This window comes from Candidatus Viridilinea mediisalina (assembly GCF_002532535.1).
GTDB lineage: Bacteria > Chloroflexota > Chloroflexia > Chloroflexales > Chloroflexaceae > Viridilinea > Viridilinea mediisalina.
Window position 1 is genome coordinate 17929 of sequence record NZ_NQWI01000045.1, and the last position, 20934, is coordinate 38862.

Consider the following 20934-nt stretch of genomic DNA (forward strand, 5'->3'; position numbering starts at 1 on the left):
TTTGTTCTCCTGTTCCCTGTTCTTTGTTCCCCTGTTCCCCTGTTCCCCTGTTCTCTGTTCCCCTGTTCCCCTGTTCCCCTGTTCCCTGTTCCCCTGTTCCTCTACACCGTCTTCGAGAAGATGGGCCGTCCGGCGGTCTGGCTCAGGTGAGCATCCAATTCCATACAGAGGTTGCGAATAAAGTAGCGTCCTAGGTCGGTGACGAAGAGGCGCTCGGCTTCTACCCCAACGAGGCCGTCAATTGCGTGAGCCGCGACGCGCTCGTAGGAGTCGAGCATACCTTCGTCCTTCATCATATGCTTGGGCAACTCAAGGTTGCACATCAGGTGCATAATCGCGGCGCGGCGATTGTGATCGTCGGGGGTGAGGCGCATGCCGCGCACCACGGGCAGCTTACCGGCAGCAAGGCTCTTCTGGTAGCGTCCGAGGCCCACGTCGTTCTGGATGAAGCAACCACCCAGATCGCCAATGGAACTGACGCCCAAGGAGACCATGTGGCTGGCGGGCAACAGTGTGTAGCCCATAAAATTGCGGCGCAGACGCCGTTCACGCACAGCCTGGGACATCTCATCGCTCGAGAGGGCAAAGTGGTCGAGGCCGATCCAGTCATACCCGGCATCGGTGAAGGTCTCAACGCTCTGCTGGAAGAGGCCAAACTTGGCGTAGGGCGTCGGCAGGCCAGTGGCATCAACATGCTTCTGGTTGGAGCGCGAATTGGGCAGGTGGGCATAACTGAAGCATGCGATACGGTCGGGGCGTAGGTTGATCACTGCTTCAAGTGTATCGCCAAAGACCTCGCCACTCTGGTAGGGCAGGCCATAGACGAGGTCAATATTGACGCTGCTGAAGCCCACTTCGCGGCAGGCATTGAAGAGTGCCGCAGTATTCTCAAAGGGCTGGATGCGACCAATGGCAACCTGCACCCGCGAGTCGATGTCCTGTACCCCCAGGCTGACGCGGTTGAAGCCCAGTTCACGGTAGAAGATCGCCTGTTCGCGGGTACCGATGCGCGGATCCATTTCGAGCGAAAGCTCTTCGTCGCGATCGATATCAAAGGCGGCGTCAAGCATCGCCATAAGGCGGCGCGACTGGGCCTCGTTGATGAAGTTGGGCGTACCGCCGCCCCAGTGCATCTGCACCACCCGACGGCGCTGACCGAGCAGCGGCGCCACAATTTCAAGCTCACGCTCCACATGATCGAGATAGGTGTCAATCACATGCTCGTGGCGCGTCACCGTCGCATTACAACCACAGTAGGCGCAACGCTCAGCACAGAAGGGCAGGTGAACATAGAGCGAAAGGGTATCATCGGGGCTCGCAGCAACACTTGTCAAGGCCTCACGGTAGTCGGCCTCACCAAAATCATGGCTCCAGATCGGCACCGTGGGGTAGCTGGTGTAGCGGGGGCCCGGTTTGTTGTAGTGATCAATCTGTTCAGGGGTAACGCGCACACGTTTCATGCTCTATCTCCTCAAATTTTGTATCAAACCTGGTTTGGGCATCCGTGAAGGAGGATTGGGGGCCTTGCCCCAAGCCCCCGCCAGAAGGGTTACTTGGGAGCCCAGCCCCTAAGCCTCCGTCTGGTGCGCGGGAAGCGGGTTCCCGCGCGCACCCTTACCTACGCACTAACACCAACACCTTCGAGACGATCTTCAAGGTCTTCGTAGACTTCACGCAGCCGGTCGAGCGTGGCTTCGTCGGCGTCCCAGAAGCCGCGTCCGTTGGCTTCAAGCAGACGGCGAACCATGCCTGCGGCAGCGTGGGGGTTGAGTTTAGCCATGCGCTCGCGCATCTCTTCGTCGAGCACATAGGTCTCGGCAACACCCTGGTAGACCCAACTCTCAACGCTATTGGTCGTGGCACTCCAGCCGTAGGTGTTGTTGACGCGCGCTTCGATCTCGCGCGCACCTTCGTAACCGTGGGAGAGCATCGCTTCGTACCACTTGGGGTTGAGCAGTTTGGCACGGGTTTCGAGGCGTACCATCTGGTTGAGCGAACCAACACGATTGGCCCCCGTGCTGACCGCATCGGAGACGAGGATAGTGGGCTGTTTGCCACGCACCTGCTCAATGCTCTTGGCCATGCCGCCAAGGCTCTCGTAGTAGTTGTCAATGTCGGTGATGCCGACCTCAAAGCTGTCAATGTTTTGGAAACTGACATCTACAGTGGAGAGCGCACGTTCGAGCAGAGGCCGCGAGTCGTGCCATTCGCCGCCTTTGCCCAAGGTAAAACCTTTGCGGCTCATAAAGGTATCGGCGATCTGGCCATCGTCCTCCCAGGCACCGCTTTCAACCATATGGTTAATGTGGGCACCGTAGCTACCGGGGGCGTTGGCAAAGACGCGGGTGGCAGCCTCTTCCAAGCTAATACCCAACTCGGCGGCTTGAGCCATCGCGTGGCGGCGCACAGCATTACCCTCAAGCGGCTCCTCGGCACAGGCGGCAAGGCGAGCCGCCTTGTCAATCAGGCGCATCTGGTGGCCCAACAGATCGCGGAAGATGCCACTCACGGTCACCACCACGTCCACACGTGGGCGGCCCAGTTCGGCCAGAGGGATCAGCACCACATCGGAGATATTGCCCAACTCATCGGGCACGGGGCGAGCACCCATCAGCGCCAGCACCTGTGCAACGCCTTCGCAGTCACTCTTGAGGTTATCGCTGCCCCAGAGGACAACCGCAACGCTCTCAGGAATAGTGCCGGTGTCGTGCATAGCACGCAGCAGCAGTTCATCGGCGAGGCGCGAAGCTTTCTCGAAGGCCAGGGCGCTGGGGGCGCGGGCGGGATCGAGGCTATAGACATTGCGCCCGGTCGGCACAACGCTGGGATCGCGCACAATATCGTTACTCGGCGAGGGGCGTACAAAGCCACCCTGGAGCCCGTGGAGCAGCCCCTGCAACTCATTGCTGGTACGCAAGTTATTGAGCAGTTCCCCCATGAACGTCCAGAGGTTATTGAGCGAACCTTGCGACACATGGGCCGTTTCGTGGAGGTAGCGATCAGCAGCGCGCCCACCATCATTCTGGTGTACAAAGCGGCGAACCGCCTCCTTGCAAAACTCCTCAATCTGACGCCAATGGTGCTGGGCCTCAAGATCATTAGCCACCCGCTCACGCAGCGCGGCATAGTCAAGCCCAAGGCCACGGGCGACCAACTCAGGCAGGGTACGCTCACCCAACGAGGTCTTAACGCGCTGGAAGGTCGCCGTCAGATTGAGCAGATCCACCAGTTCCTCACCAGAGGGAGCTTGGCCAAAGACGTGGAGGCCAGCGGGAATCATGCGCTCTTCAACCCGCAACAGTTCGTGGCTGAGGGCCGCGATATAGTGGTGATCATCGGTAGCCTGCTGGGTCGCTTCGTCACTACCCAAGCCAAGCTTCTCGGCCATCTCGCGGATGCTTTCGAGCAGCCCCGCATCGGGACGCTGGCGGTAGGCATCAATGCTATCCTTGAGTTGGCGCAAGCCCTTATAGAGACCAGCCTGTTGCAGGGGGGGCACGAGGTAACTGACGAGCGTAGCGGCGCTACGGCGCTTGGCAATCGCGGCCTCACTGGGATTATTGACGCTATAGAGGTAGAAGTGGGGCAGGTCGCCAATGAGCCGTGAAGGCCAATCATCGGCCCCGAGGCCCACCTGCTTCCCGGGCATAAACTCCAGGGCACCGTGGGTGCCGACGTGAACGACGGCGTGGGCCCCAAAGCTATGGCGCAACCAGGTGTAGAAGGCAGCAAAGGCGTGGTTGGGGGCAGCATCGCGGGCCATGAGCATACGCATCGGATCACGCTCATAGCCAAAGGGCGGCTGGACGCCAACAAAGACATTGCCCAACTGGCGGCCCAAGATACGCAAGCGACGGCCATCGGTCAGCAACTCACCGGGGGCAGCGCCCCAGCAGGGCTCAATCTCGGTGAAGGCCGGGAAGAGGCGGCGATAGTCCTCAACCGAAAGCATCGCGGCGACATTTGCATCGGCACCGTGGGCAATCGCATTGCCGCCCACCACCATCTGGCGCAGCGCCTCAGCATCGGCGGGCAGTTCAACGGTATAGCCTTGATCGCGCAGCGCCTTGAGCATATTGTGGAGGCTACGGAAGACATCGAGGTAGGCCGCAGAGCCAATATTGCCAAGGTTGGGCGGGAAGCTAAAGATCACCAGCGCGATCTTCTTATCACGATTAGCAGTGCGGCGCAGCGCGACCCGGCGGGCAATACGGTCGGCAATCAGATTCACCTCAGGCGTTGCGGGGACACAGCCATTGCCAGCGGAGGTGGGGCCACCGTAGATCAGCGGCTCGGCGGCACCTTCAAGTTCTGGCACAGCAACCGAGAGGGCCGACTGCACCGGCATCAGGCCAGTCCAATCATTACGCCAATCTTCAATGCGCTGGAAGGCCAGCGGAATCGGCGCGAGGTAGCCAACATCAAGAGCAGTCAGAGCCTCACGCGCATCGGCGGGGCGGCTCTCAGCGGGGCCACCAACCAGGGCAAAGCCCGAAGCATTCACCAGAAGGTCAACGGAAGGGGTGACACTCCCCTTACGGCCATCCTTGGTACTAAAGAAACTATCAATTGCGGGGCGCATATCGAGGCCAGAGGCATAGGCCATGCGGGCCTCAAGGCCACGCGCTTCGAGGGCACGCACAAGCGCATCCACATGGGCGGTATTGCCACTGAGGGCAACGGTACGCATCGCAAGCAGCCCAACGCTACCACGGCTGCCAGGGGCAGGCGGCACGGCACTGCCATTTTTACCATTGCTCTTCGGGGCCTTCGCCTTACTGCGCTGCCGCTGCCACTTCTCATACTCAGCAAACTTCTCGAAGGGCGCGGGCGCATCGGGGTGAATCAGCGCCTGATCGGGGTAGGTAATAGGATCAAGAACAGGAAGTTTACCCTTATGACCTGGAACATAGGCTTCAATCAGCAAACAGAGGAGGCGATAGATATTCTCAGGCGAGCTATTGGTCCAATACTGATGCGAAACAATGTAGGTATAGAGATCGCGCGACTTACCGGGGATCAGCTTGAGGACTTTACTCAGATTACGCAGCACAGCCAACTGGCGGCGCGCCTCACCGGCCCCGCCTTGGGGACGCAGCTTCTTGGCCCACTGGCGCAGGAGGCCACCAGACTCTTCTTTCTCATCTTTGGCCTCAAGGCTAAACTTACCGATCTTCGTTTGGCGCATGAGGGCTGGATTGGACGTAATAATCAGTTTAGGACACGAGGCAGCGCTGAGCAGGCGCTCCAGAGGACGAACATAATCCTCACCAAAGAGGCGCGCCCCAAAGACAAAGGCAGCACCCTTCAGATCGCGTTCAAAGCGTTGCCAGCCCGTCTCATCACGCAGCGTTGCGGCATCATAGCAACAGATCGTAACCGCGACACCGTGTTCATCACGCATACGAGCCGCAGCGGTTTGCAGGGCTGCGGCGTGGTTCCCATCCATGGTCAGGAAAATAATGCGCATAATTCTGGGGGGTTGGGACTGGGAGGGGGACACCCTCCCAGCGCCTTTCAGCTAATCAGCGGCCGCCACAGATTGCCAATTCCCCTTACCGGGGTAACTCGGAAAACCAGGAAGCGACTGCCACCGCGTGACAGGATTCACCATCGTAGCGGGCAGGCGATAGGTCGCAAGCAGCCGTAGCGCGAGTGCAGAGCGGAGTTGAGCGGCGCGGGCGAGGTTGAGGGGCCCACCCTGTTCAGCCAACGCATTGGCCTTACGGTCATACTCAGCAGCCATATCGAGGTAACGGAAGAAACGGGGGTCTTCGAGCGGCATAACTTCCGGGAAGACCTGGGTAGCGATACGATTGCAGAGCCAGATAGCCTCTTGGTCAAACTTGCGCCAATCGAGGCCAAGGGTCTGATAGAACTCGCTACGGCGGCTATCATTGAGATACATCGTGGCATAGACAGCCAGCATAAAGAAGCGCATCCAGCGGCGGTTGGCCGGAGTATGCAGCAACTGGGGCTGACTACGCAGCATCAGGGCAAAGAACTCACCGTGGCGATACTCATCATTGCACCACTCTTCAAACCACTTAAAGATGGGATGGATGAGATACTGGGGGTTCTGCTCAAAATGGCGATGCAGGGTAATATAGCGCGCATAACCAATCTTCTCAGAGAGATAGACGGTATAGAAGACAAACTTAGGCTGGAAGTAGGTATAGCGCTTACGCTTCTGAAGCACCCCTAAATCAATCTTCACATTGAGATCAGCGAGGGTCTGATTGAGGAACCCAGCGTGGCGACCCTCATCGCGGCTCATAGACTGAAAGATCGAGCGCAGGGTACGATGCTTCAGTTGTTTCGCCAGTTCAGCATAGAGAACACAGCCAGAAAACTCAGCGGTACAGGAACGCTCAAGGAACTCAATGAAGAGTTGGCGAGCGGGCATCGCATCAAAATCAGCCAGAAACTCCTCATTGCGCCGGAAATGGTTCTTATTGTAATCGCGCTCAAACTCCGCACGGATCCACTCAAACTCATCGCCCAAACCGTGGCGTTCGATGTCAAAAGCATCAATCGCAGCAACATCGGTCGTATAAAAGCGCGGCGTAAGGATCGCCTCTTGCAGCGCGTGGCGGGTCGTGATGCTCAAATTGGGCATCTGCTCCATGGACACACTCCACTCTATGGATGTTCAACCAACTCGTTCAACTCAACAAGGCTACTGCGCTTCACCAACACTTGGCGCAACAGACTAGCCTGATGGAAACGGATTCGACTGGGGTAGCTTACTTCACCCTGCGTATGGCCTTGGATGTTCGGCATCTCAAGGATTTCAATCGTATCACCGGGTTCAATCGTAAAGCCAGGGGGCAGGTCTACGTGAAGATGAAAGTGGTCATGTTCACTCTGCAGATGAACCATGCCCTCAAACTCGGTCACAATCTCGCTCTCATACCAGCGCCAGAGCAGATAGGCACCTGCGCCAAGCAGGGTACCAAGCAAGAACTTACGCATCAGGGCTCCTCTCAGGTAGATTGCGTAGCACCAACTCTGTACTACGAAAACAGACTAGAAAAAGGCACAAAAAGATTACACCAACCTTACGGTGGAGAGAAGACAGCGACGGCGCTCAACGGTCTAAAGGTTCAAGGTTACTGACGCAGGGCAGCAACGAGGTTGGTGTGGTAAAAGCCAACGCCAATATGGCGCGAGAAGCGCAGCGTCATGCCACAATCGGCCAATGTTTGCTGCACCAACTCATCACGGATCATATTGATCGTCGTGCGGCGCTGACTTTGAGGAAAATAGCCACCCACGCGGTGGAAAGCCGCAAGGAAGGGGCTATAAGGTGCATAGGTGAAGAAGAGAATTGACTTGCTCAGACTAGCGAGGTGACTCAACATCGTCACAAAAGGCTCAGGGGGGTAGTGGATCAACACATCAAAGCAAGCGACCAGATCGTAGCGCCCACTGAGGGTTTCGAGGTCGGCCACTTGGCAATGGATCTGCTCACGAAGACCAGCGTGCGCAGCAGCAGCAGCCGTCGCATGGGCCATCTGCGGCGCAAGATCAGCGGCAGTCACTTGGTAGCCACGTCGAGCAAGATCGAGACTGAAGAGGCCCGTGCCACATCCAGCATCAAGCGCCTTGGGCTGATCTGGGGGCGGGGGCAACTGCGCGAGCCACGCAAGCGCCTGGTTGAGCATGAGCGTGTGGCCAGTGCGGATAGAACGACGGACGAGGGAGAGTTCAGCTTCGCCATAAATAGCAGACCAGCGAGCAAAACCGACTCCATCGAAGTAGTGGCGCAAGCGATCTTTGTACTGAGCTGTGTCCACGCTACTTAATCCCTCAGACAAGGAACATTCAAACAGTTACACGGCAACCCAAGGCCGAATAGTAACCCGTGGCGTACCGTTGAACCTCGTCTAAGCTTCTAGAGGTTGTGCTTACGTCAGACGAGGACGTAGTACAGACTGAAAACTACACTCTTGCAAACAGATTATAGCATAAAAGTCAATATTGCGTAAATATATGCAAAAGGTGTGCAAAGGGAGGAAATTCGCTGTTTAGGGCGTTCTAATGGGCTATCGGCTTGTGAAAGCTGTTGCAAGAACCCAAATAAATCCCTTATTTCACAAGTTTCTTCATGTTTATTGATGTTTAGGGGGCGGGAGGTACACTCAGCCGACTAATGGTGTTCCAGAAATTAATCCGGTGTCGCGGCACGGGCTAGACCTGATAGATATGCCAGATTTGCGAGGTCTGGTTAGCGGATTATTTACTGGAAGACCATAAGTCGGCACTCCCTCGAAGATAAACTGTAAAAATGAACCGGCTTTCTGTCAACTCCCCTCAACCAACGCAATCTCCTCGTCGCTCAATCCGTAGAGGGCATAGACGATCTGATCGATCAGGTGGTCGGTTGCGGCGATGCGCTGATCAAGTGCGGCAATGGCGGGCTGGCGGGTACGATAGACTTTCACAAGTTCGGCCATGCTACCCAGTTTGTGCTTGAGGCGCTCCTTCAGGAGCCACTTCCACTGCGCTTCGCTGAGGGCACCGATGTCGTCGCGTAGCTCAAGGGGGCGTGTAGCCAAGTCGCCAAGCTGTTGTGTTGCTGCGGCCAGCGCTGCGGCATACTTGGACTGCCTGGCCGTCACAGCCTTATCGCCCTGCGGCGGCGGGCGCGGCGGGGTATAGAGTCGCGCCAGACGCTCTAGGAATTCTGGTTCCAAGACGCCTTCTAGGTCGAGCAGCAGATCCTCTAGCGCCCCAGCGCGCTGCGTGTGCAGGTCAAGCATCTGCTGGGCCAAATGGGCTAGGAGGTCATGCACAACATCACTCTGCTCCGGATCAGCCGCTAGGCGTTCCTTGCAGAAGTGCAAGAGCTCCGTATGCTGCCCCGCCGCATAGAGCGCAAGGCCATCAGCGCACCGGGCGGCGCGTTCAGCATCGGGGGTGGTGAAGGCGATGCGGCGGATGGGGAAGGCTCTAATTTGTTGAGGATAGGTATGGGAGTAAGAGCCTTGCAGTGTGCTGGTTGCAAATACCTCACGGAAATACCATGTCATTGCCCGACTGGCAACTAATGCTGTAACATACTGCAATGCTGGATAGGGTTTTGATAGCCTTGAATAGCCCTGAAAAGAGGTTAGCGCATCAGTTCCTTCAAGATTTTCATAGTATGTGACACAAGTAACGAGATGATCACAATACAAACCCTCGTCGTCATAACTTACCAACAATGTTTCATTTGCCCCTGTCACATCCCGAATAACAATTTTAGGGCTTTCAAATAGTTTGGGCACTCTTGGCCCATACATCTCATCTTTTCGATAATCAATGTAGCGACCATCCCAGACAATACGGTATCTACTCATATTTGACCCATCAAAAAACTTTTTTGCGTTCCCTCTGGGCTCTTTAGTAACAATATCGTTCTTCTTGAAACTCTTTTTGTCTCTACTGTGAGTAGTAGCACCAACCATAACATAACAAAATTCACCAATTCGTATTGCAGAATGGGCCATCTTCGTAATAAGATTGCGGATTTGTCCTTGTGCTAAATTTAGACGAATCTGAGAACTTTCATGTTGCAGCCATTCTTGCTGTAAAATCGTTCCCTCTATTTTTAGCAATTGATCTACCTCAAGAGGTGAAACAACGCGAGCAGTTGTATCGGGATCAGGTTTTTCATTACGAATTACGTAGATAATACAATGCCTTGAAACTTCCTTGAAGACATTTAAACCTTCAAAGTGCATGATTTCACATATCTTCACAGATCGAAGAATATGTTCTCGCAAAGATTTTGCATACTTCTCTCTGGCAAAAGCATCGGGGATAATAAAAGAATGCCATCCCATGAGCTTTAGTAGATCAAAAGTTTTAACAATAAAGGCTGTGTAAAGATCCCAGTGACCTTCAAGCAAGTTGTACTTGTTGAGAAAAACCTCGATTACTTGACGTGAGCGACTGTCTACTCGAGTCATTGACCATGCGTTAGCATACGGCGGATTCCCCACCACCACATCAAAGCCCGCCGCGTCGCCCAGCGGGGTACCGTGGCGATCAAAGAAGACTTCGGGGAATTCAAGTTCCCAATGGAAGAAGCGGCGCTCGGCGGCGATGGCGTCGGCCTGTTGGAGCAGATCGTCAATCTCTTTCAGCGCCGCCATGGCGCGTCCGCTGGCGTAGTCGCTGAGTGGATTACTTAGCTCAGGGGGGACGTTGAGGCCGAAGTGTTTGGCGGTGGCAAGGTTGGCGAGGCGCCCATACTTGCGCGTTAGTGTGCTACGCAGTTCAAGATAGATGCGCTCCTGCTCCTTTACCTCGTCTACCGTGTTGCCTTCTTTAGTCTCAATCAGCCACATGCTGTCCACTGCCGAACTGATACTGCGGCGGAAGTCTTCGTCGCTGAAGAGTGCGAGTTGGGCCGTGGGGGTAGTGGCACGTTTGGCCTTGGTCGGCTGCGGTGTAGCCGGGCCAACGTCGAGGTCGGCGAGGCGCGCCCCGATCAGGGCGTTGCCGCAGCGCAGGTGGTGGTCGAGAAACGAGAGGGGGCGATCTTGGGCCACGGTTGCCAGCCACAACGAGAGTTTGGCTAGATCAACCGCCAGTGGGTTGAGGTCAACCCCATAGATGCAACTCTGAGCCACGCGGCGCTTCCAATAGGCCAGATCGGCCTCGTTTGTCCCCTCCTCCGGCGTGAGCGCCAGGTCAACGAGGAAGCGGGCGATATACTCGGTTGCCTCGACGAGGAAGTGGCCCGAACCCATCGCCGGGTCGCAGAGATTGAGCTTGAGGACGGCACGGAGCTTTGCCGCATCGTCCTCAAGCCCCGCGACGGCGCGGCGCAGCGCTGGGCCAACGGTCTGATCAACAATATATTTGACGATATAGTCGGGCGTGTAGTAACTGCCGGTCGTCTTGCGTTCGCCCTTATCGTTGAGCAGCGCGACGATCCACTGCTGCTCAGGCGCAATCGCCTCGAGGTGGAACTCAAGCAAGCCCTCATAGATCGTACCCAAGTGGCGCTCGGCTAGATCGCGATAGTCAATGAACTTTCCGTCAACCCGGGCGAGCATGTCAATCGCTTGGATCAAGCGCCCATCGCCGACACTCTTCTCTTCGAGGAAGGGGTACTTTGCTGGATCAAAGAGGCCGCCGTTGAAGATGGCAATGTTGAGCGGCGGACTGCCCTGGTTAATGAAATTGAACAGGGTACGCAGGCGCGGCCAGTAGGTTGCGCTGTCTGGTAGCAGATCAACATCGTGGTTGACTATCTCACGCTTCATCGCGTTCAGGCTGTAGAATTTGCGGTACTGCTTACTCACATGCAGCGACAACAAATCGCGCGCCTCGGCATAAAAGATAAAGAGCAGCCGATAGAGCACAATGAGGCTGTGGTCATAGATCGTCCTGAGTGTCGCCGGGTCGTAGCCCAACCGATTGGGTGGATAGTCGAGAAAACCCTGAGCGATGCAGCGCAACGCATCGTAGACCTGCTCCTTCAGGTTGTCACTGATCCCACGGGCGAACTCGGTGCTGGCCCGCAGCAGCGTACGCAAACCCAGAGGATGATCATCGAAGGCACTACGGTGGAAGAAGGCATAGAAATAGAGGAACGCCCTGGGGTCATTCCGTTTCAGCAGTGCCGGCAGATCAATCTCATAGTAGCGGTCGAGCTTATGGGCCGTCTCCTTGTGGTAGAGCCGCCAGAGCCGACCATTGGTAAGGATGCCCCACTCGGCACCACTGTGCTGCATGTAGAAATGAATCTGAAAAGCCGGATTTTTATTACTAAAGGCATCACCACTCTTGAGCTTCAGCGTCATATCGAGCGGACGATCCCAATATTTCGCATCGCCCACCGCAATACAACCGTGGGTAGGCAACGTATCGTCGAGCGTCGCGCCCTTCAGGGCATCACGGGCCGCAGCATCACGGTAGAAGATATAATCGGGCTTCTTGGTACCATCAGGGGTACGCAGCGCCGCCTGGATTTCAAAGGTATGGCCCAGCGCTTGGAGTACCGGCTTAATCAAATCGTCTTCGGTCTGGGCCTCATTCCCACCAGGCACAAAAGCAGCCCAAATTTCCTGCAACTGCTCCAACAGTACCGCAGCCTTATCCACAAGCAAACGCCAATCAGCATAGGTTGGCAGAATGTAATTGAGATAGTAATCGGAGAAGAGTTGCTGATTATGGTGAGCGGGTGTGGCAAGAAAGAATTGGCTGACGGTCATTGCAGGTACCTTAATACCATCTTAGTTACGTAACCGCTTCTACTTGCCTCAACGTTCCCGGCGCCCACCACCACGGCGGCTGCGCGGTTTGCGCCGGGTCAGGGGGCGACCACTGAGTAGCCATGCGAGGGCACCGCCGATGCGGCGCGACCACGCGGCCTCGGTGTGTTTGCCGCCAATCTCTTCGTGGTAGTTGAGCGTCTGACCGCGCCGGTAGCCACGTCGAACGAGCAGATCGGTGAGCCGCCGTGTTTCAACGTAATCCTGGCCTTCATCGGTGCCAACATCCATGTAGATGGCCCCATGAGGCCGCCGTAGCTCGCGCACACTGCTGAAAATGGCCCGCTCGGCAAACCAGAGTGAGGGGCTGAGCGCCCCGGCTCGCCCAAAGACCTCCGGGCGTTTGAGTAGGGCGTAGAGGCTGATCAGGCCACCCAACGAGGCACCAACAATCGCGGTGTGCTCAGGCCCCGGCAGCGTGCGGAAGCTACGGTCAATGTGGGGCTTGAGCGTCTTGGCGATAAAGGCGAGATAGGCATCGCCCCGGCCCCCGCCATGCTCTGTGTCCACATAGGGACTATACTCGTCAATGCGCCGCTCGAGCATGTTAGCAATCGCCACAATGATTGCCCGTGTACCGTGGCCCGCCAAATCCTCCATGGCTTCATCTACGCGCCACTCGACCCCGCCGTAGCTCGTGGCCGCATCGAAGAGATTCTGGCCATCATGCATATAGACCACGGGGAAGCGCGTGCTTTCCTCATCATAGTCAGGTGGCAGGTAGATCATCACATCGCGCCGGTTATCCAACTCGGGGCTGTAGAAACTCGCAAGGGTAATGACGGTGCCAGTGATGGTACGCCGTTCAGGCGGCGGGCCGCCAATCAGCGGCGCGAGGCGGGTTGGAGCAGAAGAGGCATCGCCGCGACCATAGTGAGCCGCCCAGTCGTCACCATTCTGCGAGAGCACCACGAGCGCCCGGCCTTCAAGGGGGTACTGTGTGCCTGCGAGCAAAGGTTCTGCAACGGGGCCGTCGGGGTGGGCACTATCGAGGACGGTACACCACTGCGGGCCATCGGCAATCCCGGGTAGGGTGAAGGGGATCGGCTCGTAGTGAGCATTGAAGAGCAGCAGCAATACATCGTCGCGGATCGGACGCCCATTGGCATCCAACTCATTGATGAGTTGACCATTGAGCAGCAGCCCAATACAGCGCACCATGCCATCCTGCCACTCACTATCGCCCATCTGCATGCCATCGGGACGATACCACTCAATGTCCTTAATCTCTTCACCGTGGATCTCACGCCCCTGGAAGAAGGTGCCTCGATGCAGCACCGGATGCGCTTGGCGAAACGCAATCAGGCGCTTTGTCCACTCCAGCAGAGCGCGGCGGTCGTCGTCGAGCGTCCAATCCACCCAACTGATCTCATTGTCCTGACAATAGACATTATTGTTGCCGCCTTGGGTACGGCCACACTCGTCGCCGTGCAACAGCATCGGCACGCCTTGTGAGAGCAGCAGGGTCGCGAGGAAGTTGCGCTGCTGACGGGCCCGCAGGGCATTGATGTCGGGATCATCGGTTTCACCCTCAACCCCACAGTTCCAGCTATTATTGTGGCTATCGCCATCGCGATTATCCTCATTGTTAGCCAGATTGTGCTTCTCGTTATAGCTCACCAGATCGCGTAGGGTAAAGCCATCGTGGGCGGTAATGAAATTGATCGAAGCATTCGGATTACGCCCACTCATCTGGTAGAGATCAGAAGAACCACTAAGCCGATAGGCCAACTCCGCCACTTGAGCCTCATCGCCCTTCCAGAAGCGCCGCACCGTATCACGATACTTGCCGTTCCACTCGGCCCAGAGTACCGGGAAATTGCCCACCTGGTAGCCACCCGGCCCAATATCCCACGGCTCGGCAATCAGCTTCACCTGAGAGAGCAGCGGGTCTTGATGGATGATGTCAAGAAAGGACGAAAGCTGCCCGCCCTCATAGAGGCCGCGCATAAGCGCAGCAGCCAGATCGAAGCGGAAACCATCAACGTGCATCTCAGTGACCCAATAGCGCAGGCTATCCATCACCAGTTGCAGCGCTCGCGGATGCACCATATTGAGCGTATTGCCAGTGCCGGTATAGTCCATATAGTAACGCGCCTGCTCGGGCACCAGCCGATAGTAGGCCGCATTATCCACTCCCCGGAAGCTCAGCGTTGGCCCCAAGTGGTTGCCTTCAGCAGTATGGTTATAGACCACATCAAGAATCACCTCAATCCCTGCGGCGTGGAAAGCCTTCACCATCTGCTTAAACTCGCGCACCTGATCACCCGGATGGCTACAGTGGGAATACTGGATGGCGGGCGCAAAAAAGTTGAGCGTATTGTAGCCCCAATAATTATTCAGCCCATTGTCCACCAAATAGCGGTCATTGGTAAACTGATGCACCGGCAGCAACTCAATCGCGGTTATGCCCAACTCCTTAAAGTAGTTGATCATAACCGGATGGGCCAAGCCCAAATAGGTTCCCCGCAACGCTTCAGGCACCTCCGGGTGGAGCATGGTCATGCCCTTCACATGGGCCTCATAGATGACACTATCGTGAAGCGGCGTATTGGGATGGCGGTCACCGCCCCAATCGAAGCTTGAATCGATCACGACGCTACGAGGCACATAGGGGGCGCTATCGCGCTCATCGTAGGAGAGATCTTCAGCCTCATGGCCAATCGTATAGCCGTGGGTCGCATCGTGCCAGCGAATCATCCCACTGAGCGCACGGGCATAGGGATCAATCAGCAACTTATGCGGATTAAAGCGATGGCCCGCTTCCGGCGCATAGGGTCCATGCACACGGTAGCCATAGAGTTGCCCCGGACGCAAACCACGGATATAGATATGCCACACCCGATCGGTCTGCTGGGCCAACGGAATACGCACCACCTCACGCGGCGCATCGGCATGCTCAAAGAGACAAAGCTCAACCCCGGTAGCATTCTCGGCGAAGATCGCAAAATTGACCCCTGATCCGTCCCATGTGGCCCCAAGAGGATAGGGCGCGCCGGGCAGCAAGGTATTCATAGGCTTTTTCATTGGTTGGTGGATGATTGAGGAAGCAATCATCTGCGTCATCTGACGTTGTAAGCGTCATGGTAGCACATCAGTGGCGAGTTGCAAAAATGGTATTGCCTATTTTCTATTTTCTCATTTCTGTATCCTTCTCAAAGCGCAAAGGAGCCCTCAGCGACTCCTCCAGCGGTTCACCTTGACGCACGCGGAAGGTTGGTACGCGCAGTTCCGCAAGACGGTGCAGAATTGGCTCAGGGTCGTGCCAACCACCAAAGCTCTGAGGATCAACCAAGACAACCACCGCGCGCACCCCCCGGTAGAGCTGCTGCTGAAGCGCACCCACCCAGCGCTCATCAAGCGAAGATGTGACAATCACGAGGGTACAGTCGCGCCCAAAGCGGGCGCTTTCGGCCAGCAGGACTTCGGCGAGGCTATGGGTACTGTGGGCCCGCAGGACGGCGAGCGCCTCCAGAATCTTGGGCAGTTGCCGCGCCTCCCGTTCAGCGGGAATAACTTCGCGGTGCTGGCCCCACGCAATGAGGCCCACAATGCGATTCTGGGTGAGCAGGGTACGGGCCAAGGAAGCGGTCACCACCACCGATCCCTCTTCGGTACTCGGCAGGTAGCGCTCTTCTACAACGCTTTCGCTCTGCTGGCGCTCCCACCACGGATGCGTGATCCGTACATCCTCCGGCGGACGAAGATCAACCCGGGTATCTTGCACCACCGCGCGCTCTTGCATATCCAACACAAGGTAAATGTCGGCACTCGGATCAAGCTCAAACTCCTTGACCATCAGCCGCCCGATGCGGGCCGTAGAACGCCAGTGGATGTGGCTCATACTATCGCCAGGGGCATACTCACGGATGCCCGCCACATTGGGCGAGCTATGGAAACTACGGGCACGCGTAGCCTGGCCCCCAGCCAGTTCGGCACCTGGCAGATGAAAGGAGGGCAGCAGTTCGCTACGGGGGTAGACCAGAATCTCATTGCTTGAGGCCACCCGCCGTCCAAAAGAGACAATCCCAAACGGATCGCCACTCACAAGCGTTGCCGGGCCCAAGCGAAAGCGGCCCCGCCGCGTACAAAGGGTACGGGCGAGCCAACGGCCATGTTCCCGCCCACTCAGCGACGCGACAAAGCCAGCCCCATGTTGCGGCAACTCCGACTCATCGCGCAATTCAACCCAAAGCTTAGGAATAAACCAACGATTGGCAATACTAATCCGTTCGCGCGCATACTCACCCACCGTTGCGCGCGGGCTCAAAAGCTCACGGCGGATCTGCAGGCCACGCAAATTGAGCCAAGCCCAGAGCGAAGCCAAGAGCAACAGACCAAGCAACAGATAGCTCAAATGAAAAAAGAGCCGCAACCCCGTACCTTGAGCCGCAAGGTAACTAGCGCCAGCCAGCAAGAGTAACATAAGTGGTCGTAGCATAGAGAGGGGGGGTGGGGGAGGCTTCGCCTCACCCAAAAAAACTCTTTGTTAGCGCGAAGAAGCTCTGGGCCGCGCCGCTTGGCTTCGACAGGCTCAGCCAGCGGCGCGGTGGTTGCTAGCCCAAGGCTTCTTCGCGCTAACAACTCTTTTTGTTCCGTGTTGGCGGCTTCGCCGCCAACACGGAACAAAAAACCGGGTTTGGGGCGCAGCCCCGTCCACTATGGACGAGTATAGAGTGCCCCTTGGGGGGTAAGGGTACTCTCAAAAAGAATTGGGCGGCCCGAGGGCCAACTGAGAGGACGAGGGGGCGGGTGCCGTTCAATCGTAGAACCAAGCGCCTCAAGGCGCAATTGGTTCACCCCTTGGCGCACCCGTCCCAGCGTAATATGGGGACGAAAGGTAGCCTTTTTACGCCCCAAGCCCAATGCGGCTGTTGCCGCACAAACACTCGCCTGCAGCGCATGCAACGGCGCAAGCTCACCCGCTAACCCCGCCCAGATCACCTCCGGGTAATAGACATGCGGAAAAGCACCCAATGAACCAAGGCGCAAGTCAAACTCAGGCTCAGGCAAATGCTGAAGCGCAGCCTTCAGCCCCGCCAAATCCGTTGCGGGCGTTTCGCCAAGAAACTGCAAGGTAAGGTGCATATTACCCGGCTCAACCCAACGCACCGGATGAGACGGCAAGCGCATAGCGGCTTGCAACTCGGCCAATTCGTTGCGGATAGCGGTGGGGAGATCTAAAGCTATGAAGAGACGCATAGAGTTACTCGTCGCAAAATTCACCAGACCTATTTCCTACTTTCTCGTTTCTGCTTCCTTCCCTTCAGGGATCATCCGCTCTGGAGCTTGGCTATCACATGGTTCAGAGTCGCCGGGACGCAGGCGTTGGTAGCGCCCATCGGGGAGGAGGATGCGGGCGCGCACGTTGTCGTTGAGGAAGCTGGCGAGGATGTTGTGGCGCACAAAATGGGCGAGGCTTGGGTCTTCGAGTGGGAAGAGTTCCTCAACGCGGCGGTCGAGGTTGCGCTCCATGAGGTCGGCACTGCCCAGGTAGAGATCTGATTCACCGCCATTGTGGAAGTAGTAGATGCGGTGGTGTTCGAGGAAGGGGCCGATGATGCTGCGAACGTGGATGGTTTCGCTCATGCCGGTCACGCCGGGGCGTAGGGAACACATCCCGCGCACAATCAGGTCTACCCGCACGCCCACCTGTGAAGCGCGGTAGAGTTCTTTGATCAGGCCGCGATCAACGAGCGAGTTCATCTTGAAGATCAGATGGCCATCGCCAGCAAGCTGATGGCGCTCAATTTCACGCCGGATCAAACGGCGCAAATGGCGGCGCATGGTTACGGGCGCAATCAACAGCTTGCGGTATTCATCACGCCGCCCGTAGGCGGTCAGGGTATTGAAGAGATCAACCACATCGGCGGTAATCTCTGGGCGACAGGTGAGCAAGCCAAGGTCGGTGTAGGCCCGGGCGGTGCCTGCGTTGTAGTTGCCAGTACCCAAGTGGGCATAGCAGCGGATGCTCTCTTGCTCTTGGCGTACAACCAATGACAATTTAGCATGCACTTTTACCCCAACCAAACCATAGATAACGTGAACCCCCGCACGTTCAAGAGCGCGAGCCCAGATAATGTTGTTCTCCTCATCAAATCGCGCCTTGAGTTCAACCACCGCAGTGACCTGTTTGCCCAACTCACGGGCATGCATCAGGGCACGCACAATTGGCGAATTGCTGCCAACGCGGTAGAGCGTCTGCTTAATCGCTAGGACATCTGGGTCTTCGGCGGCGGTATTGATAAAATCAATCACAGGCGCAAAGGTGTGGTAGGGGTGATGCAACAGCACATCGCCATTCCGGAGCACCTCAAAGATATCTACGCCGCCACGCAGCGCCATCGGCAGCACCGGGACATGAATGGGTGCCTTGAGATCGGGGCGGTCGAGGCGCGTCAAGGCCATCAAATCGGTCAAGGCGAGGGGGCCACGCACGGTATAGCAATCAGTTGGCCCAATCTTCAGATTGGTTTGCAGCAGGTGCGCGATGCGTTCGGGCATCGAATCATCAATCGTCAAGCGCACCACTTCCCCAAAGCGGCGCTGGCGCACCCCCTGCTCAATGGTAGCCAAGAGATCGTCCGCCTCATCCTCTTCAATCTCCATATCGGCATTGCGGATGACGCGAAAGGGATAAGATTCAATCACCTCAACGCCCGGGAAGAGCGCATCGAGGTGGGCCGCGATCACCTGTTCGATCCAGATAAAGCCAACGTGACGGCCTAATGCATCAGCGTCATGGGCCTCAACCAGATCAGCGGGGAGTGCTACAAGGCGAGGCAAGACCTCGGGCACCTTCACGCGGGCGAAGAGTTCGCCCTTATGCGGGTCTTGAATAACCGCCGCAAGATTGATGCTCAGATTGGAGATAAAGGGAAAGGGGCGGCAACTGTCGAAGGCCAGAGGCGTTAAAACAGGAAAGATCTGGCGTTGAAAATAGTCAGCCACCCAAGCACGCTGACGCGGGTTGAGTTGATCGTAGTTGTAGAGCGTAATCCCTTGCTCACGGAGTTCAGGCAACAGCACATCGAGCAACAGCCGACGCTCCTCATCAATCAGCGGAAGCAAGGCGCGGCGAATGCTGGCCAACTGCTCACTCGGCGTCAAGCCATCGGGCGACTGCTTCTGCACCTCGGCGCTAATCTGCTGTTTGATCCCGCTGACGCGGATCATAAAGAATTCATCAAGATTAGACGCCCAGATCGCAAAGAACTTCACCCGTTCAAGCAGGGGATTGGCGTGATCGCATGCCTCCTCAAAGACGCGCCGGTTGAACTCGATCCAACTCAACTCACGGTTCAAGAAGGGCGACGTAACATGCTCTGTGACAGCGGAAGCTACCTCGGGTGATTGTTCCAACACAAGCTACCCCTTTATCATGATATGTGCTACATTGTAGTATAGCATAGCCCTTTTAGCATCGCATAGGGGCAACAAAAACGATAGATCATCTCGTTTATGTTAACGAGATCAGAGCCCAGGCCGCAGGCGAGGGAGCTTTCTTATGGCGCGTGAGCAGGATACGATCCTCGTGGTGGAAGATGATGCCACCATTGCTCGGCTTCTCGAAATTCATCTTGGTAAATCTGGCTACAACGTGTTGTTAGCGACACGCGGCCATGAGGCGTTAGCAATCTGCCGCAGCACCCCCCCCGATCTGATTGTGCTTGATGTGCGGCTGCCTGATATTAGTGGCTACGAAGTGGGCATGGCGCTGCGTTCGGCCCCAGATACGCAGAATATCCCGATTGTAGTTCTCACCGCCTTTGGCGAACGGGCCAACCGGCTCAATGCGCACAACTTGGTGCGCGCCGACTACTTCTTGGGCAAGCCCTTCGACATTGAAGAGCTCTCATCAGTGATTCGCAATCAACTCAGCTCCGGGCGGCGGCGCGGCCAATTCCACCCGGTCACCAACCTACCAACCGGCGAGTTGGTGAACAACCAATTGCGAACCCTGCTCACAAGCAACGGCTGGATTTTGGCACTCATTCGGATTAACGGCTTTGAGCATTTCACACAACACTACGGGGTGATTGTGGGCGAAGACGTACTCAAGTTTACCGCATTGCTACTCTGTGATATTGTGGAGCAGCGCGGTGACGCGGATGACTTTGTGGGGCAATTGGTTGTTGGGCCCTATTTTATCATTATCTCCTTGCCCGACCGCATCCAGACGATTACCAGTGAGATGATCCGGCGTTTCACCTCTGATGTCAAGCTCTACTACGACTACCAAGACCTACAACTAGGACGTGCCCCAGCCATGAACCTGCTCGTCGCCACCGTGAGCACAGAGGATGGCCCCTTTGCAGACATCCGCGAATTGACAGCAGCGGCTGAAGTGCGCCTAGCGTGAGTATACGCTGATGAAGCCGCCGACTGATATGCGAAGCTCACTGCGTGGGCTCTAAGAAACTGTCTGAAAAGGGGCTTCAAACATGGCATCCGTTGGAGTGCCGGCTTTAGCCGGCTAAAGCCGGCACTCCAACGGACTTTTAAGATCAGAGCGCGGGAGTACGATTATCCGTACTCCCGCGCTCTGATCATAGACCTTACAGGTCTCTATGCGAAGCGAAACGTCCTACTTCCTACTTCCTACTTCCTACTTCCTACTTCCTACTTCCTACTTCCTACTTCCTACTTCCTACTTCCTACT

The 20934-nt window shown here is 56.6% G+C and carries 11 protein-coding genes; 1 reads left to right on the forward strand and 10 read right to left on the reverse strand.

What is annotated here, in order from left to right:
* Positions 1 to 101 precede the first annotated feature (101 nt).
* The 10 genes from hemN to ppk1 all read right to left on the reverse strand — a co-directional run bounded on the left by hemN (position 102) and on the right by ppk1 (position 19634).
* Positions 102 to 1460, reverse strand: coding sequence for an oxygen-independent coproporphyrinogen III oxidase (gene hemN / locus CJ255_RS11205; RefSeq protein WP_097644192.1), 1359 nt, complete (start codon positions 1458 to 1460; stop codon positions 102 to 104).
* A gap of 158 nt (positions 1461 to 1618) precedes the next feature.
* The gene (locus CJ255_RS11210) at positions 1619 to 5503 is read right to left on the reverse strand and encodes a magnesium chelatase subunit H (protein ID WP_281257206.1); all 3885 of its coding nucleotides are present in this window, start codon (positions 5501 to 5503) and stop codon (positions 1619 to 1621) included.
* 18 nt (positions 5504 to 5521) lie between these two features.
* Positions 5522 to 6628 (reverse strand): magnesium-protoporphyrin IX monomethyl ester (oxidative) cyclase, encoded by a 1107-nt coding sequence (acsF, locus tag CJ255_RS11215; protein WP_097644194.1) that lies wholly within the window; start codon positions 6626 to 6628, stop codon positions 5522 to 5524.
* A gap of 14 nt (positions 6629 to 6642) precedes the next feature.
* The gene (locus CJ255_RS11220; protein WP_097644195.1) at positions 6643 to 6975 is read right to left on the reverse strand and encodes a hypothetical protein; all 333 of its coding nucleotides are present in this window, start codon (positions 6973 to 6975) and stop codon (positions 6643 to 6645) included.
* A gap of 137 nt (positions 6976 to 7112) precedes the next feature.
* Positions 7113 to 7799, reverse strand: coding sequence for a magnesium protoporphyrin IX methyltransferase (gene bchM, locus CJ255_RS11225; RefSeq protein WP_097644196.1), 687 nt, complete (start codon positions 7797 to 7799; stop codon positions 7113 to 7115).
* A 507-nt stretch (positions 7800 to 8306) separates the two neighbouring features.
* Entirely contained in the window at positions 8307 to 12212 is a 3906-nt protein-coding gene (locus tag CJ255_RS11230; protein WP_097644197.1) for an Eco57I restriction-modification methylase domain-containing protein, read from the reverse strand.
* Positions 12213 to 12260: 48 nt separating this feature from the next.
* Positions 12261 to 15287, reverse strand: a complete 3027-nt coding sequence (gene glgX, locus CJ255_RS11235; RefSeq protein WP_097644198.1) for a glycogen debranching protein GlgX — start codon at positions 15285 to 15287, stop codon at positions 12261 to 12263.
* A 115-nt stretch (positions 15288 to 15402) separates the two neighbouring features.
* The gene (locus CJ255_RS11240) at positions 15403 to 16698 is read right to left on the reverse strand and encodes a DUF58 domain-containing protein (protein WP_245863330.1); all 1296 of its coding nucleotides are present in this window, start codon (positions 16696 to 16698) and stop codon (positions 15403 to 15405) included.
* 233 nt (positions 16699 to 16931) lie between these two features.
* Positions 16932 to 17474, reverse strand: a complete 543-nt coding sequence (thpR, locus tag CJ255_RS11245) for an RNA 2',3'-cyclic phosphodiesterase (protein WP_097644200.1) — start codon at positions 17472 to 17474, stop codon at positions 16932 to 16934.
* A 36-nt stretch (positions 17475 to 17510) separates the two neighbouring features.
* Complete coding sequence (gene ppk1, locus CJ255_RS11250; RefSeq protein ID WP_097644202.1) at positions 17511 to 19634, reverse strand: polyphosphate kinase 1; 2124 nt, start codon at positions 19632 to 19634, stop codon at positions 17511 to 17513.
* Positions 19635 to 19779: 145 nt separating this feature from the next.
* Between ppk1 and CJ255_RS11255 the strand changes: the two genes are divergently transcribed.
* The gene (locus tag CJ255_RS11255) at positions 19780 to 20634 is read left to right on the forward strand and encodes a response regulator (protein ID WP_097644201.1); all 855 of its coding nucleotides are present in this window, start codon (positions 19780 to 19782) and stop codon (positions 20632 to 20634) included.
* The last annotated feature ends 300 nt before the right edge of the window (positions 20635 to 20934 follow it).